General features: G+C 61.8%; 13 protein-coding genes and 6 tRNA genes. 2 read left to right on the forward strand and 17 right to left on the reverse strand.

Annotated features, from left to right (window positions below):
- Window positions 1-2 precede the first annotated feature (2 nt).
- From QP828_RS04510 to QP828_RS04590, 17 genes are all read right to left on the reverse strand, one after another.
- Window positions 3-449 carry a preprotein translocase subunit YajC gene (locus tag QP828_RS04510; RefSeq protein ID WP_126134828.1) on the reverse strand — a complete coding sequence of 149 codons (447 nt, stop codon included), beginning with the start codon at window positions 447-449 and terminating at the stop codon, window positions 3-5.
- Window positions 450-529: 80 nt separating this feature from the next.
- Window positions 530-1,549: a Holliday junction branch migration DNA helicase RuvB gene (gene ruvB, locus QP828_RS04515; RefSeq protein ID WP_126134827.1), complete on the reverse strand. Its 1,020-nt coding sequence runs from the start codon at window positions 1,547-1,549 to the stop codon at window positions 530-532.
- On the reverse strand, window positions 1,546-2,142 hold the full coding sequence (gene ruvA, locus QP828_RS04520) for a Holliday junction branch migration protein RuvA (RefSeq protein WP_126134826.1): 597 nt from the start codon (window positions 2,140-2,142) through the stop codon (window positions 1,546-1,548). The genes ruvB and ruvA overlap by 4 nt, the downstream gene beginning before the upstream one ends.
- 22 nt (window positions 2,143-2,164) lie before the next feature.
- On the reverse strand, window positions 2,165-2,803 hold the full coding sequence (gene ruvC, locus QP828_RS04525) for a crossover junction endodeoxyribonuclease RuvC (protein WP_274733606.1): 639 nt from the start codon (window positions 2,801-2,803) through the stop codon (window positions 2,165-2,167).
- Window positions 2,803-3,558, reverse strand: a complete 756-nt coding sequence (locus tag QP828_RS04530) for a YebC/PmpR family DNA-binding transcriptional regulator (RefSeq protein WP_274733608.1) — start codon at window positions 3,556-3,558, stop codon at window positions 2,803-2,805. The genes ruvC and QP828_RS04530 overlap by 1 nt, the downstream gene beginning before the upstream one ends.
- A 106-nt stretch (window positions 3,559-3,664) precedes the next feature.
- Entirely contained in the window at window positions 3,665-4,171 is a 507-nt protein-coding gene (locus QP828_RS04535) for an NUDIX hydrolase (RefSeq protein ID WP_274733610.1), read from the reverse strand.
- A 9-nt stretch (window positions 4,172-4,180) separates the two neighbouring features.
- Entirely contained in the window at window positions 4,181-4,774 is a 594-nt protein-coding gene (locus QP828_RS04540) for a hypothetical protein (RefSeq protein WP_274733612.1), read from the reverse strand.
- Window positions 4,771-5,895, reverse strand: coding sequence for a glycosyltransferase family 4 protein (locus QP828_RS04545; protein WP_126134821.1), 1,125 nt, complete (start codon window positions 5,893-5,895; stop codon window positions 4,771-4,773). Before QP828_RS04545 ends, QP828_RS04540 begins: the two co-directional genes overlap by 4 nt.
- The gene (locus tag QP828_RS04550) at window positions 5,892-6,899 is read right to left on the reverse strand and encodes a phosphatidylinositol mannoside acyltransferase (RefSeq protein WP_274778336.1); all 1,008 of its coding nucleotides are present in this window, start codon (window positions 6,897-6,899) and stop codon (window positions 5,892-5,894) included. The genes QP828_RS04545 and QP828_RS04550 overlap by 4 nt, the downstream gene beginning before the upstream one ends.
- On the reverse strand, window positions 6,896-7,576 hold the full coding sequence (pgsA, locus tag QP828_RS04555) for a phosphatidylinositol phosphate synthase (RefSeq protein ID WP_274778337.1): 681 nt from the start codon (window positions 7,574-7,576) through the stop codon (window positions 6,896-6,898). The genes QP828_RS04550 and pgsA overlap by 4 nt, the downstream gene beginning before the upstream one ends.
- Window positions 7,576-9,555 (reverse strand): threonine--tRNA ligase, encoded by a 1,980-nt coding sequence (thrS, locus tag QP828_RS04560; protein ID WP_206435366.1) that lies wholly within the window; start codon window positions 9,553-9,555, stop codon window positions 7,576-7,578. The genes pgsA and thrS overlap by 1 nt, the downstream gene beginning before the upstream one ends.
- Window positions 9,556-9,891: 336 nt before the next feature.
- Window positions 9,892-10,338 (reverse strand): Dps family protein, encoded by a 447-nt coding sequence (locus tag QP828_RS04565; RefSeq protein WP_087070697.1) that lies wholly within the window; start codon window positions 10,336-10,338, stop codon window positions 9,892-9,894.
- A 1,010-nt stretch (window positions 10,339-11,348) separates the two neighbouring features.
- Window positions 11,349-11,423, reverse strand: a tRNA-Val gene (locus QP828_RS04570).
- A gap of 1 nt (window position 11,424) precedes the next feature.
- Window positions 11,425-11,497 (reverse strand) — tRNA-Gly (locus tag QP828_RS04575).
- A gap of 71 nt (window positions 11,498-11,568) precedes the next feature.
- Window positions 11,569-11,643, reverse strand: a tRNA-Val gene (locus QP828_RS04580).
- A gap of 4 nt (window positions 11,644-11,647) precedes the next feature.
- Window positions 11,648-11,718, reverse strand: a tRNA-Cys gene (locus QP828_RS04585).
- Between the two features lie 59 nt (window positions 11,719-11,777).
- Window positions 11,778-11,850 (reverse strand) — tRNA-Gly (locus QP828_RS04590).
- A gap of 213 nt (window positions 11,851-12,063) precedes the next feature.
- On the opposite strand from QP828_RS04590, the gene QP828_RS04595 reads away from it, so the two are divergent.
- Window positions 12,064-12,138 (forward strand) — tRNA-Val (locus QP828_RS04595).
- Between the two features lie 49 nt (window positions 12,139-12,187).
- The gene (glgX, locus tag QP828_RS04600) at window positions 12,188-14,350 is read left to right on the forward strand and encodes a glycogen debranching protein GlgX (RefSeq protein ID WP_274733619.1); all 2,163 of its coding nucleotides are present in this window, start codon (window positions 12,188-12,190) and stop codon (window positions 14,348-14,350) included.
- The last annotated feature ends 9 nt before the right edge of the window (window positions 14,351-14,359 follow it).

Genomic DNA, 14,359 nt, shown 5'->3' on the forward strand with positions numbered 1-14,359 from the left:
GTTTACTTCCAGGCCGAGCCCGACTCATCTTTCTTTTCACCAAAAGCCGAGTCCGTACTCCGAGGAGTCACGTGATCGGTAGCTTCCGAGGCAGTATCCGCACCGCTAGCACCGGCGCTGGCTTCTTCCGAAGCGCTCAGGCGGGCAGCTTCCGCGGCATCTTCCGCCGCCGCTTCTTCTTCACTGACCGGTGCGAAAGGAATGGATGCCTGCTCCCGAATAGCCAGACGCGACCACACAGTTTCATCCCCGGAGGGACTTTCAAGCGTCACCGCATCCCCGTCAATAGCAACGATGCGCCCGTAAAAACCCGCGGTGGTCATGACATCCGTGCCGACCACCAGAATGCTGTTGCGGTGTTCTTCAGCACGTGCCCGGGCCTTCTTATTGGACTGGGACATGAACAGAACCATCCCCACTAGGATGGCGCCCATGATGACGAATTCCACGCGAAAGCTCCTTGGAAAAGACAATAATTACCGTGCCAGTTTACCGTGCATAACTGAAAACACCTGCGGCCGTGACGAAACTAATCTGTAGGCGGAGTTAAACCCAGATGCGTCCAGGCCCGCGGGGCTGCCATCCGCCCGCGCGGGGTGCGCACCAAATAGCCTTCGCGCACCAGGTAGGGCTCCACCACCGTCTCCACTGTTTCCGGTTCTTCTCCCACCGAAACCGCCAGAGTAGTCAGACCCACCGGCCCACCCCCGAAGCGAGTGCAGACCGCGTCGAGTACCGCGCGGTCAAGGCGATCCAGCCCGGCGGGATCCACCTGGAAAAGATCGAGGGCAGCCCGCGCGGCCCTCAGGTCCAGCTCCCCGGTGCCGCGCACCTGCGCCCAATCCTGGACACGGCGCAGCAGCCGGTTGGCGATACGCGGGGTACCGCGCGAGCGCCCGGCAATTTCCTGCGCGGCATCCTCGGTAATGCTATGGCCGAGCTTGACGGCATTGCGCCGCACAATGCGGGCTAGATCGCGCTGTTCGTAATACTCCAGATGCGCCGTGAAGCCGAAGCGATCACGCAAGGGAGCGGGCAGCAAACCGGCGCGCGTCGTCGCCCCTACCACCGTGAAGAACGGTAGCGGCAGCGGGATCGAGGTGGCACCCGGTCCCTTCCCGACCATCACGTCCACCCGAAAATCTTCCATAGCCAGGTAGAGCATTTCTTCGGCGTTGCGAGCCAGGCGGTGGATTTCGTCAATGAACAGGACGTCGTTTTCCTGTACGGAGGAGAGAATCGCGGCCAGGTCTCCTGAATGTTGAATCGCCGGCCCGGAGGTTAGGCGCAGCGCCCCACCCACTTCCGCCGCGATAATCATGGCGAGGGTGGTTTTCCCCAGACCCGGCGGGCCGGAGAGGAGCACGTGATCGGGGGTGCGCCCGCGCTGCACCGCGGCCTGGAGCACGAGGGAAAGCTGGTCGCGCACGGTATCCTGGCCCACGAATTCGGAAAGCTGACGCGGGCGCAGGGCCGCTTCGGCGGCGCGCTCTGTTTCGTTGGCTTCCGGGGAGACCAGGCCCGCTTCGAAGGAAAAATCATCACTCATGAGCGGCGGGCCCCTAGTATTTGGAGACTGGCGCGCAGTAGTTGGGCCACGGTGCCCTGGGGTACGTGGGTGCGCGCTTCTTCATAGGCGGCGACGGCGTCGCTTTCCTTCCACCCCAGTCCCACCAGACCGGCCACCACGGCATCTGGATCAGCCCCGGCGCTGGCCACCTCACCCGCCGCTACCGGTGCCGGACCGAGCTTATTGCCCAGCTCCAAAATAATGCGCTGGGCGCTTTTCTTGCCGATGCCGGGGACCCGAGTGAGGGCCGCTTCGTCCTTGGATTGCACGGCAGCGCGCAGGGCGTTCGGGGTATGGACGGAGAGGAGTGTGAGCGCGACTTTGGCGCCGATCCCGGAAACCGTTTGCATGATTTCGTATACGTCGCGCTCGTCCGCCTCGCTAAAACCGTAGAGGGAGGGGAGATCATCGCGGCTGGCAACCAGCGAGGTGTAGAGAAAAGCTTCCGCTCCTTCGCGCAGCGTGGCGAGGGTAGCCGGCGTCGCAAAAACTTTGACGCCCCACCCGCCCACTTCCACCACCGCGAACGTGGTGGTGACACGGCTGACAGTTCCGCGAATACTTGCAATCACTCAGGTCTCCTTCCTCATGACTCTAACCGCTAGCGGAGCGCTGCGGGGAGACCGCGCCGGCGCGCCGACTCATGCGCTCAGCTCCCGCCCACATACGCTGCGCGGGGGTTAAATCCGCACCTTCAGCGCGCGGGAGAGTGCCGGCCCCACCGTGCTGACCGTTATCCACCGTGGCATCCAGGGCGTGGGCACCCCCGCGCCAGGCGTGGGTAATCGCGATGGCGAGGGCGTCCGCGGCATCCTTGGGGCGCGGGAGTTCGGCCAGACCTAGAATCCGCTGGACCATATTTTGCACCTGGAGTTTCCCGGCGCGCCCCGAGCCGGTGACCGCCGCCTTCACTTCGGAGGGCGAATGCAAGCCGAGGGGCAGCTGGGCACGGGCGGCGGCCAGCATCGCGATGCCGGCCACCTGCGCGGTCGAGGTCACCGAGCGCACATTTTCCTGCGCGAAAACGCGTTCCACCGCCACGACCTCGGGGGAAAATTCCGCGATCACCGCGTCAATCTCATCCGCGATAAGGAGGAGACGCCGATGCGGAGCCAGATCCACCGGGGAGCGCGCCACGCGCATATCTACCAAACGCACCCGCCGCGTTACCTCAGCGTCAATGGTCCCCAGCCCGCAGCGCGTGAGTCCCGGGTCAATCCCCAGAATGCGCACTACTCACCCTCGAGCTCAGCGAGGATCTCATCGGCAATATCCGCGTTGGTGTAGACCTCTTGAATATCGTCCACATCATCGAGGGCATCGGTGAGCTTGAGGAGCTTTTCCGCACCGGCCCGGTCAAGGGGAACATTGGTGGAGGGCACAAAGCGCGATTCTGCCGAATTGTAGTCAATTCCGGCTTCCTGAAGCGCGGTGCGCACGGCTACCACATCGCTGGCCGCGCAGTAGATGGTGAAGGTTTCGCCGTCGTCCTCAATTTCTTCGGCACCGGCATCCAGCACCGCCATGAGAACATCATCTTCGGAGTTATCCCCCTTAACCGCTTCCACCACACCGCGACGGTTAAAGAGATAGGAAACCGAACCGGGATCCGCCAGTGTTCCCCCATTGCGCGTGAGTGCGGTACGCACATCCGAGGCAGCGCGATTGCGATTATCGGTCAGGCACTCGATGAGGATAGCCACGCCACCCGGACCGTAGCCTTCATACGTAATGGCTTCGTACTGGATGGAATCATCAGTTTCACCCGAGCCACGCTTGACGGCGCGATCAATATTATCGGCCGGCACCGAGTTCTGCTTGGCTTTGCGGATCGCGTCAAAGAGTGTGGGGTTACCCGCGGGATCGCCACCACCGGTTGCCGCTGCCACTTCAATATTCTTGACCAGACGCGCGAAAAGCTTGCCGCGCTTGGCGTCATTAGCGGCTTTCTTATGCTTGGTGGTTGCCCACTTGGAGTGTCCTGACACGTGTCCTCCCGAGTAGATAAAAACTTCCGGAGCCATTGTACGCGGTTCAAGGGCTAGGAACTATTACCTGGGCCGCAGCGCGCCTTCGCTGTACTGTGCCGGGAGCTTAGTTCTCCCAAAGTTCGTGGCAGGTTCCATCCCAGCCTGCATGGACGTGAGCCGCCAGCTGCGCGAGGCCCGCCGGGTAGACCCGCTCGCGCGGGGAGCCGTTGAGTTGCGCGGCGCAACGCCAGTCGATAGCGTCTAGCAGCTCTTTTTCCGCAGCGGTCCAGGCCCGCCCGCTTCCGGTCACCGCCGCGCGGGCGCGCACCGCGTCCAGGCGCACCGCGAAAAATACTTCGTCTTGGCTGAGGGTGGCACGCGCGAAACGAAAAGTTGCGTGCCGGCGCAACACCGGCCCGATGAGTTCTGTTTCTGTTACGACGACGCCGGTTTCTTCCAGAAATTCCCGCACCGCGGCCTGCCGGGGACTTTCCGTATCTTCCAGTCCCCCACCGGGCGTGAACCACCACCGGTGCGTGGGGTCGTCTCGGTCGTGCCCGCGGATGAGGAGGACTCGACCGGCTTCATCCAGGGCGATAATGCGCGCAGCGCGCCGGGGAGTGCGGGTCATCGGGAACTCTTACTCATCGTCAATATCGATGGTTTGCGGGACCGGGGCGTGCCCGGCGATGGGGAAAATGGAGAGGACTCGGGAGTTGCGCACCCGGCGGGCCTGGTCCACATGCGAATTATGGAAGGAGCGCGTCATACGCACATCGAGGCGGGCCCGCGCGAGCCGCCGGTAAAACTCGCGGGCGGCCGGGTCGGTGATATCGCCGGCATCTAGTTCATCCACGGTGAGGCGCAGGGCGCGGGAAAGTTCGGATTCCACCGCGCGCCGCTCCCGGGCTGCCGCGGCCGGATCGGGAAGATCGCCGCGCATATCACCGGGCAAGGCTTCCAATCCGTCCGCCACCACCGGAAGCATGGAGGCCGATAGGACCCGCTGGGCGCTATCGGTGAGGATAAGCGCTCCGGCCATATCCAACTCCCCGGACATAGCCATATCGTAGGCGGTGCGGGCGCGAGCGGCGAGCGCCTGTTCCACCGCGCGGCGGGATTTGAGGAGGGTGGTGTGGAGGCGGTCGAGGCGGCGGGCCGCCCCGGCCGCACTCAGGCCGAGAAGGAGAAGTACCACACCGGCGACGAGCGCAAGCCACCACCATAGATTCACTGCTCTACCTCCATCTGGGCGGTGCGAACCGCTGTTTCGTACACGGCAAAGACTTGAGAGGCAACCGTGGACCAGTCGTAGCGTTGCGCTTCGGCCTGACCGGCCTGCGCTACCCGGGTCCGGCGTTGCGGATCGCGCAGGGCCGCCACGGCCACCCGGGCCAGATCCTCCGGGTCTTCATTGGCGAAGTGGTCCCCGAAGGTTCCTCCGCCCAATACCGCGCGGAAGGCGGGAATATCTGAGGCGAGCACGAAACCGCCCGCGCTCATCGCTTCGATAAGAATAATTCCGAAAGATTCGCCCCCGGTATTGGGTGCCACGTAGAGATCCACGCTCGCGAGCATCGCTGCTTTATCGGCATCGCTGACCGGCCCGAGGAAAGTCACCCGGGCGCCCGCAGCCCCGAAGAGCTCCCGCGCTGCTTCCTCATCGCCTTTACCGGCAACGAAGAACCGTGCTCCCGGGAATTCGCGCAGGATCAGCGGGGCGGCAGCGGCCAAAACCGGCAGGCCTTTACGCGGTTCGTCCAGGCGGCCGAGGAATCCGAACGTGGGTGAGTCGGGCGTGCCGGTGAAGCGGGCGTCTCGCGGTACTTCGAAATCGGCGGTATAGACGCCATTGGGAATAATAAAAGCGTCCCCGCCTAAATACTGCACCGTGGTGCGGCGTGCTTCTTGGGAGACCGCGATGCGCGCCTGGATCTTTTCCAGGATCGGACGCAGGACCGGAGAAAAGAGGTCAAAGGCCCGGGAGCGATCCATGGCGGTGTGGTGGGTGGACACCACCGGGCATTCCGCGCTCATCAGGGCGAGCATAGAAACGGAAGGAACGAAAGGTTCGTGCACGTGGAGCACATCGAAATTCCCTTCCCGCAGCCAGCGCCGCACCGCGCGATTGACGCGTGGCCCGAAAGAAAGGCGAGCCACCGAACCGTTGTAAGGAATCGCCACGGAGGCTCCCACCGGTACCACGTAATCGGGTAGTGCCTCGTTTTCTTCACTCGGGGCGATCACTGAGACGCTGTGCCCGCGGGCGATGAGCTCCTCGGCCAGATCCCGGATATGGAATCCCACTCCCCCGGGCACGTCCCATGAATAGGGGCAGGCAATCCCGATGTTCACGGCGTTCCTTCCTTCGCGTCGTACTCCGCTTGGCGGCGCGCGAGTTCTCGAGCGGCTTTCTCGCGGTTGGTGCGGTAGCGCTCACCGTCCAAATCAGCAACGAAAACAGGCTGGAGCATATGCCAGTCCTCCGGGTGCTCGGCCAGCACGTTTTCAAAAGCCGCGATCCACTCCTGGGTGATTCGCGCTATTTCCACGTGGCGCTCGCGCGGGGAGGCCGAGGCGTCCACCCGGGCGCGGATAGGTGCGCCGCTGCGCAGAACCATGCGCCACCGGGTAGGTACGTGCCGGGTACGTTCCTTTTTCACGTAGTAGGAAAAGATAGGAACGACGGCGCAGCCGGTATCTATGGCGAGGATGGCAGGCCCGGCAGCGGCGAGCATCTTCTCCCCGAAGAATTCCACTTCCACACCGGAAGCGGTGAGATCGCGATCAGCTAGAACCGGGGCGAGAATGGGGGCCCGGCGGGCATCCTCCGCGAGGCGGTGGATCGCCCCGCCACCTTTAACCACGGGATAGATAACCATGCCAATATTTTCACGAAGCTGAACGAATCGTTCGAATACCTCGGCGGGTTCTAGTTTTTCTACCAGGGTGTGCACAGGGGCGAGGAAATAGCGCGACCACGCGCCGGCCACATCCCAATTGCCCATGTGCATGAGCGCTCCGATGAGGGCGTTGCCGCGGGCGAATTCCGCTCGGGCGGAATCGAGGCCGTCCTCGATAACCCGCGCTGCTAAATCATCGGCTTCCCACGTTGCCAGGCGCAGGGCTTCATAGTAGTAGCGCATATAGGAACGCAGCGCGGCGCGGGTGAGACGGCGGGCGGCCCCGCCGCGCATATCTGGGCGTACCCGCGCGAGGTTGCGGCGCAGCTGCTGGGTTCCGCGCAGTGGCAGGGTTCCGGCAAGCGTCCCGACCGCGGCGAAAAGACCGCGGCCCACCGGTTCGGGGAGTCGAGCCAGCGCCCCGGTAGCGCGAAAAAGAAGATTGCCGAGATTCACTGGCCGCTCCCCTGGCCGGCCCGTTCACCGGCGGCCCGCTCGCCGGCACCGTACTCCGCGCGGGACTGCCGGTACACGGTGACCATGCGCTGGGCCACCGTGATCCACCCGGCTACCGCAAGATAACCGAGTGCCACCAGCAACACCCAGGCGCTGGCTCCGTAGCCGGTTATCAGTGCCCCGAGCAGCACGATCACCAGCCGGTCAGCGCGTTCGCTGATCCCCACATTCGCGGTGAACCCCACCGCTTCGGCGCGGGCCCGCGCGTAGGAGGTGCATAGCGCGGCCGGGAGAGCCGCCAGGCAGGCCAGTGCCAGCCAGTCGGTGAGCCCGGCCCCCGCCCCGATGTTCCAGCGCGTGATCCACAGCAGAATCCCGCAAAATATCGCGGAATCTGCCAGGCGGTCCAGGGTGGAATCCAGGAAGGCACCCCAGCGGGAGGCAGTTCCGGTCAACCTCGCAATTTGGCCGTCAAGACTGTCGAAAATCACGGTGATGCCGATAAGCCAGGAGGCCCAAACCGGGTGCCCGAGGGGATAGAGGACGAGCGCGCACGCCACCACCGCCACGGTTCCGGTGATCGTCACCGCATCGGCGCTGATCCCCGCACGCACGCACAGGCGCGCGATGGGACCGAAAATTGCCTGGGCCAGGGGCCGCCCGCTCCGGGAGAGCATTAGAACTTCTCCGCTTCCGGTTCGTTAGCGCGCCGTCGTACCACATCCACGATATGCGCGATCGCCTCGTCAATAGCGACCCCGTTATGCTGTTCCCCGTCACGGAAACGGAAGGACACGGCGCCGGCGTCGACGTCGTCCCCACCGGCAATGAGGGTGAAGGGGATTTTCTCTTTCGCGGCGTTACGAATCTTCTTGCCGAAACGGTCATCGGAGGTATCAACTTCCACGCGAATATGCTGCTCGCGCAGGCGCCGAGCAATATTTTCGCAGTAGTCGTTGAAGGTATCAGCCACCGGAACCAGCCGTACCTGCACGGGGGCGAGCCAGGCGGGGAAAGCCCCCGCGTAGTGCTCGACCAGCACGCCCAGGAAACGTTCGATAGAACCGAAGAGGGCTCGGTGAATCATGACCGGGCGCTGGCGCGAACCGTCCGGCGCGGTGTATTCCAGGCCGAAGCGTTCGGGGAGGTTGAAGTCAAGCTGGATGGTGGACATCTGCCAGGTCCGGCCGATGGCATCGCGTGCCTGCACCGAGATCTTGGGACCGTAGAAAGCTGCGCCTTCCGGATCGGGCACCAATTCGAGGCCGGAAGATAACGCCACTTCTTCCAGGGTGCGGGTGGCTTCTTCCCACAGGGCGTCGTCGCCAATGAACTTCTTGGGGTCCTTCGTGGACAGTTCCAGGTAGAAATCGTTGAGACCGTAGTCCTTGAGGAGGGAGAGCACGAAGGTGAGCAGGGAGGAAAGTTCCTCGCGCATCTGCTCGCGGGTGGTGTAAATATGGGCATCGTCCTGGGTGAAGCCCCGGGCGCGGGTGAGACCGTGGATGACGCCGGACTTTTCGTAGCGGTACACCGTCCCGAATTCGAAGAGCCGCAGCGGTAGATCGCGGTAGGAGCGCCCCCGCGCTTTATAGATAAGGGAGTGCATGGGGCAGTTCATCGGCTTGAGGTAGTAATCCTGATCCTCATCCACCCGCATGGCCGGGAACATACCGTCCTTGTACCAGGACAGATGCCCGGAGGTCTGGAAGAGCTGGCCCTTGGTGATATGCGGGGTATTGACGAAGTCGTAGCCGGCTTCGATATGGCGCTGGCGGGAGTAGTTCTCCATTTCCATGCGGATAATGCCGCCCTTGGGGTGGAAGACCGGGAGCCCGGAGCCGATTTCATCGGGGAAGGAGAACAGGTCAAGTTCGGTACCTAGCCGGCGATGGTCACGCCGCTGCGCTTCGGCAATGCGAGTCTGGTAGGCATCCAGTTCTTCCTTACTCGGCCAGGCGGTGCCGTAAATGCGCTGGAGGTGATCGTTATTCTGGTCGCCCTTCCAGTAGGCGGCCGAGGCGCGGGTGAGCGCAAAACCATTGCCGATGAACTTCGTGGAAGGCAGGTGCGGCCCGCGGCACAGATCGGTCCACACCACGTCACCGTGGCGATTGACATTGTCGTACATGGTGAGGCCACCGTGGCCCACCTCCACGCTGGCACCGTCCGCATCGTGGCCCTTCGTGGTGATGAGCTCAAGTTTGTAGGGCTGGGAGGCTTCTTCGTGGCGCGCTTCTTCTTCGGTGACCTCGCGGCGCACGAATCGCTGATTTTCCTTGACGATGCGCTTCATGCGCTTTTCGAGTTCTTTCAGCATATCCGGGGTGACCGGGTCGATATTGCCGAAATCGTAGTAGAAGCCGTCCTCAATAAAAGGACCGATGCCCAGATTCGCATCCGGGTAGATCTGCTGGACGGCCTGGGCCAGCACGTGGGTGGCGGAATGGCGGAGAATATTGAGCCCGTCCGGGGAGTCAATGCGCACGGTTTCCACCTCGGCGCCGTCCAGCGTGGTCAAATCCGTGGCCAAATCCTTGAGTTCCCCGTTGACTTTCAGGGCGACAATCGCGCGATCCGCGGCGAAATAGGCGGTTCCCGGGCACGCTTCGTCAAGGGTGACGAGGGTGCCGTCCACGGATAGACGTGCGGGCATAGTTTTCTCCTTAGTTCTATTTTTCACGGCATCCAGACCGGGGATGCCCGCCCACCAGGATACCTGTTTCACCCCGGGCCCGCCCGCGGCGCAGCACCGCCAGTCCGCGGAAGGGGATACAGCTCACGCATACCCGTCCCGCATAGCGCGGGTAGATTGACGGGAGGCTCACGCATAGCACGGGTAGATTGACGGGAGGCTCACGCATAGCGCGGGTAGCCGCACCGGCGGAACTTGCGCGCCCGTGCGAACATAGCGAAGGGGACGCACCCCACCAGGCGGGATGGTCCCCTTCGCGTTAAGTCACGAGGTGAGCGCCACGAAGGCGCGCGTGACTTAGTTTTCGACCGCAGCTGCCTTCATGAACCAGCCCTGCAGCTCCAGATTGCGCGCAACCCCGATGAGAAGGTCGCCGCTTAGCGGATCGGCTTCATCCACCTTGGACAGGTCATTCTGGATGCGCCGGGAGGCTCCGTAGAGCTTTTCCGCCATCACGGTGTAGACATCATCCACGTTGAAGGGACCGGTGCCCGCATCATCGAGGCCGCTTTCCTTGGCCACGGTAACGGCCCGGCCATCCGGGAAACCACCGATGGTGGCGATGCGCTCGGCAACCTCATCGAGGTCAGTGCGGGTGACGGATACAACTTCATCGAGAGCGAGGTGCAGAGCGCGAAAACGCGCGCCCTGAATATTCCAGTGGTACTGCTTAGCCTGCAGGGAGAGGTCAATAAGATCGGTCAGCGTGCGCTGAAGAGCATCGATAACAACTTTTTCGGCCATTGATCCATCCTTTCGTTACGTATATAGGTCTACCCGTTCCGATGCGGAAAATATAGTCAGGAAGACCTAACGCCGCGGGATAAAACCTGCTATTGACGACTGTTTTTTCCGCACGACGACGCCGCTTTCCCGCGTACTTGCGCGCTTTTACGCTCATGGCATGATTGCGTAGAGCTTGAGGTGGTAGCCCGGGACTTTAGTCATGTCACGCTCATATTCCGCGCGCCGTACGCCACAGCCACGGCCACAGCCACAGCCACAGGGCGGGTTAGTCGCATCCAGGGCCGGTGCGTTGTGGAGTGTTAGGGACGCAGAATGTAGGTCACGGATATAGAACCGCAGAAAAAACTGTTACCCACGTGCATACTGTTAGCTGGCCCTGCCGTGGTCACTCGCTCGACATGGGCAAGCGTGGACGATGCGAGCGGTAATACCCATAAATAGCAACGCGCCAACAGTGAAGCCCCCAGGATGCGCCCTCCCGGCAGGAGGCCCCCACAAAAAGCAACCCCACGACAGCGAGACCCACAGGATGCAACCCCACGACATCAAAACAATTTCTTAATGTAGCTGCCGTTGCATTTTGATTTCGGGCAAACGCGGCTGCCTTCCCGCGAGAGTCTCATGGGTTTCACGAACTTCAATAGCCACACCGGCCCCTAGGGAGGGGGATCTGTTTTCATAACTGTACTGTGCTTGTCGTACATGCGCAGTACATCCCGGGAAAACACACCCTCCCCGCCAGCGCGGCAGGCGGTGGGCTGCCAGGCAAGGCAGCAGGCGGCGCAGTGGGCGGTGAGGCAAGGCGGCGGGCGGCACAGGCCCCAATCGCCGTTTCAGCGCGGTGATACAGCGCCATGAGGCACTTCTGTCTATGCCCCATTCACGAAAGGCCACGGGGGTACCGGGGGTCCGGGGGTCCGGGGGTACGGGGCAACTACGGGACCACCAGGCAGCTGAGACACGGCAGGTGGGAAGACATGGGGTGGCGATTCTATGGTGAAAATCCGTGGTGGGCGATACTGGGATCGAACCAGTGACCTCTTCCGTGTCAGGGAAGCGCGCTCCCGCTGCGCCAATCGCCCGAGCGGATGACGGGGCTCGAACCCGCGACCTCAACCTTGGCAAGGTTGCGCTCTACCAACTGAGCTACATCCGCACTGTTTCACAGCGAGCCACTAGCTTACCCAACCGTGAGAGCCGGGTCAAAATGGCGCTGCAAGGAAATAGTGGTGGGCGATACTGGGATCGAACCAGTGACCTCTTCCGTGTCAGGGAAGCGCGCTCCCGCTGCGCCAATCGCCCCGCGAGGTGGGTACGGGATTCGAACCCGTGTACACGGCTTTGCAGGCCGTTGCCTCGCCTCTCGGCCAACCCACCGTCCGGATACGTGAGAGGAGTATGGGCACCGTGTGCCGCTTTGCCTTTCTTCACATCCGAGCGGATGACGGGGCTCGAACCCGCGACCTCAACCTTGGCAAGGTTGCGCTCTACCAACTGAGCTACATCCGCGTGGCCACTCAACAATCACTACCCGAGCCGTACTGGCCAGGTTAACCGTGGCGGGAACCGCCGCGGCGACGTCGATGACATCGAAAAACTATAGCGACTTTCTGAGCGCCCGGTCAAACCGGGCCGGTGAGGTGCACACCACGTTGGTTAAATTTGAGTTTCGCCGGCCACCCCCTATAAGCTTGCGTGATGCACGGGCCGTTACGGTCGCCCGGGCGATTAGCTCAGTGGTAGAGCGCTTCGTTCACACCGAAGAGGTCACTGGTTCGAACCCAGTATCGCCCACCAGTTCAGTAAATTTTCAGTAGATTCCCACCATCGTATGAGATACTCAGGTATGAGAATTTGGCCTGGACACCCGTATCCGCTGGGCGCTACTTTCGACGGCACCGGCACGAATTTCGCGATCTACTCCTCCGTGGCTGAGAAAATCGAACTCTGCCTGCTTGACGAAAACAACAAGGAAACCCGTGTGGAACTGCGGGAAGTTGATGCCAATGTTTGGCATTGTTATCTCACCTCGATTCGCCCTGGGCAGCGCTACGGATATCGCGTGCACGGCCCGTACGATCCGGCCCGGGGCCTGCGCTGCGATCCTTCCAAGTTCCTCCTGGATCCGTACGCCAAAGCTATCGAAGGTAATATCACCAATGCTCAGGAAGTCTTTTCCTATGACTTCAACGATCCTTCGCAACCGTGCACCTTGGATTCACTAGGCCACGTGCCGGTCTCCGTGGTCATCAGCCCCTATTTCGATTGGGGTTACGACCGCCCACCCAAGCATGAATATAACGAGACCATTATTTATGAAACCCACGTCAAGGGTTTCACCCAGCGTCACCCGGATGTTCCCGAAGAATTGCGCGGTACGTACCAGGGTCTCACCCACCCACCTATTCTCGATTACTTTACTTCCCTGGGGGTCACGGCTATTGAGCTGATGCCCGTGCACCACTTCATCAATGACACCTCGCTCCAGGATCGGGGCCTGAGCAATTACTGGGGTTACAACACCATCGGGTTCTTTGCGCCCCATGATGGCTACGCCACCAGGTCGCGCGGAGAGCAGGTCGATGAGTTCAAGGCCATGGTCAAAGCTTTCCACGAAGCCGATATTGAGGTCATCCTTGACGTGGTCTACAACCACACGGCGGAGGGGAACCACATGGGCCCCACCCTTTCCTTCAAGGGCATCGATAACCGGTCCTACTACCGCCTGGTTCCCGATGATCCGCGGCACTATTTCGATACCACCGGGACCGGAAACTCCCTGAATATGACCTCCCCGCACACCCTCCAACTCATCATGGATTCGCTGCGGTACTGGGTGACGGAAATGCACGTGGACGGTTTCCGTTTTGACTTGGCCTCCACCCTGGCCCGGGAACTCCACGCGGTGGATAAGCTCTCCTCTTTCTTCGACATCATCCAGCAGGACCCCATCATTTCCCAGGTCAAACTCATTGCCGAACCCTGGGATGTGGGCGAAGGCGGCTACCAGGTAGGCGGCTTCCCCCCGCTATGGACGGAATGGAACGGCAAATACCGCGACACCGTGCGCGATTTTTGGCGCGGGGAACCGGCCGCCCTTCCGGAATTCGCCTCGCGCCTGACGGGCAGCGCGGACCTGTACGAATCCTCCGGGCGCCGACCCTTCGCCTCCATTAATTTCGTGACCGCCCACGATGGTTTCACCATGCGCGATCTGGTTTCCTATAACGAGAAACACAACGAAGCCAACGGTGAAAACAACGCCGACGGCGAATCGAATAATCGTTCCTGGAACTGCGGAGAAGAAGGCCCCACGGATAATCCCGATATTCTCGATCTGCGCGAACGCCAAATCCGCAATTTCATCTCCACCCTGCTGCTTTCCCAAGGGGTACCGATGATTTCTCACGGCGATGAAATTGGGCGCACCCAGGGAGGTAATAACAACACCTACTGCCAGGACAACGAGATCGCCTGGATGGATTGGGATCTCGATGAGCGCCAGATGGATATTTTGCAATTCACGCGGGCAGCGATTGCTTTCCGCAAGAATCATCCGGTCTTTCGGCGGCGGCGTTTCGTTTCCGGTTTCGATCCAGTGTGTGAAGGGTGCCTCCCGGAAATCGAATGGTTCCGCCCCGACTCCAGCCAGATGGAAGATTCCGATTGGGATTCCGGTTTCGCGCGTGCCCTCATGGTTTTCCTCAACGGTGCGGGTATTCGCGAACCCGATGAGCGCGGTAACCCGATTATTGATGATGACGTCCTCCTCATGTTCAATGCGGGCGACGACGAAGTTGAGTTCGCTATCCCGGGCGGCGACTATGCGCGCGAATGGACGGAAGTAGTCAATACCGCGGCGGAGGTGAATCCCCAGCTCGTTTTCGCATCCGGGGATACCACCAGTCTGATCGGGCGCTCGATGCGCGTTTTCGTGCATGAGCCCTCCGAGGAGGATATCGATGATGCGCTGGCCGGCGCCCAGAAAACTACGCCGACCGTGCGCTAAGCTCGAAAG

This window comes from Actinotignum sanguinis, from assembly GCF_030230305.1.
Lineage (GTDB): Bacteria > Actinomycetota > Actinomycetes > Actinomycetales > Actinomycetaceae > Actinotignum > Actinotignum sanguinis.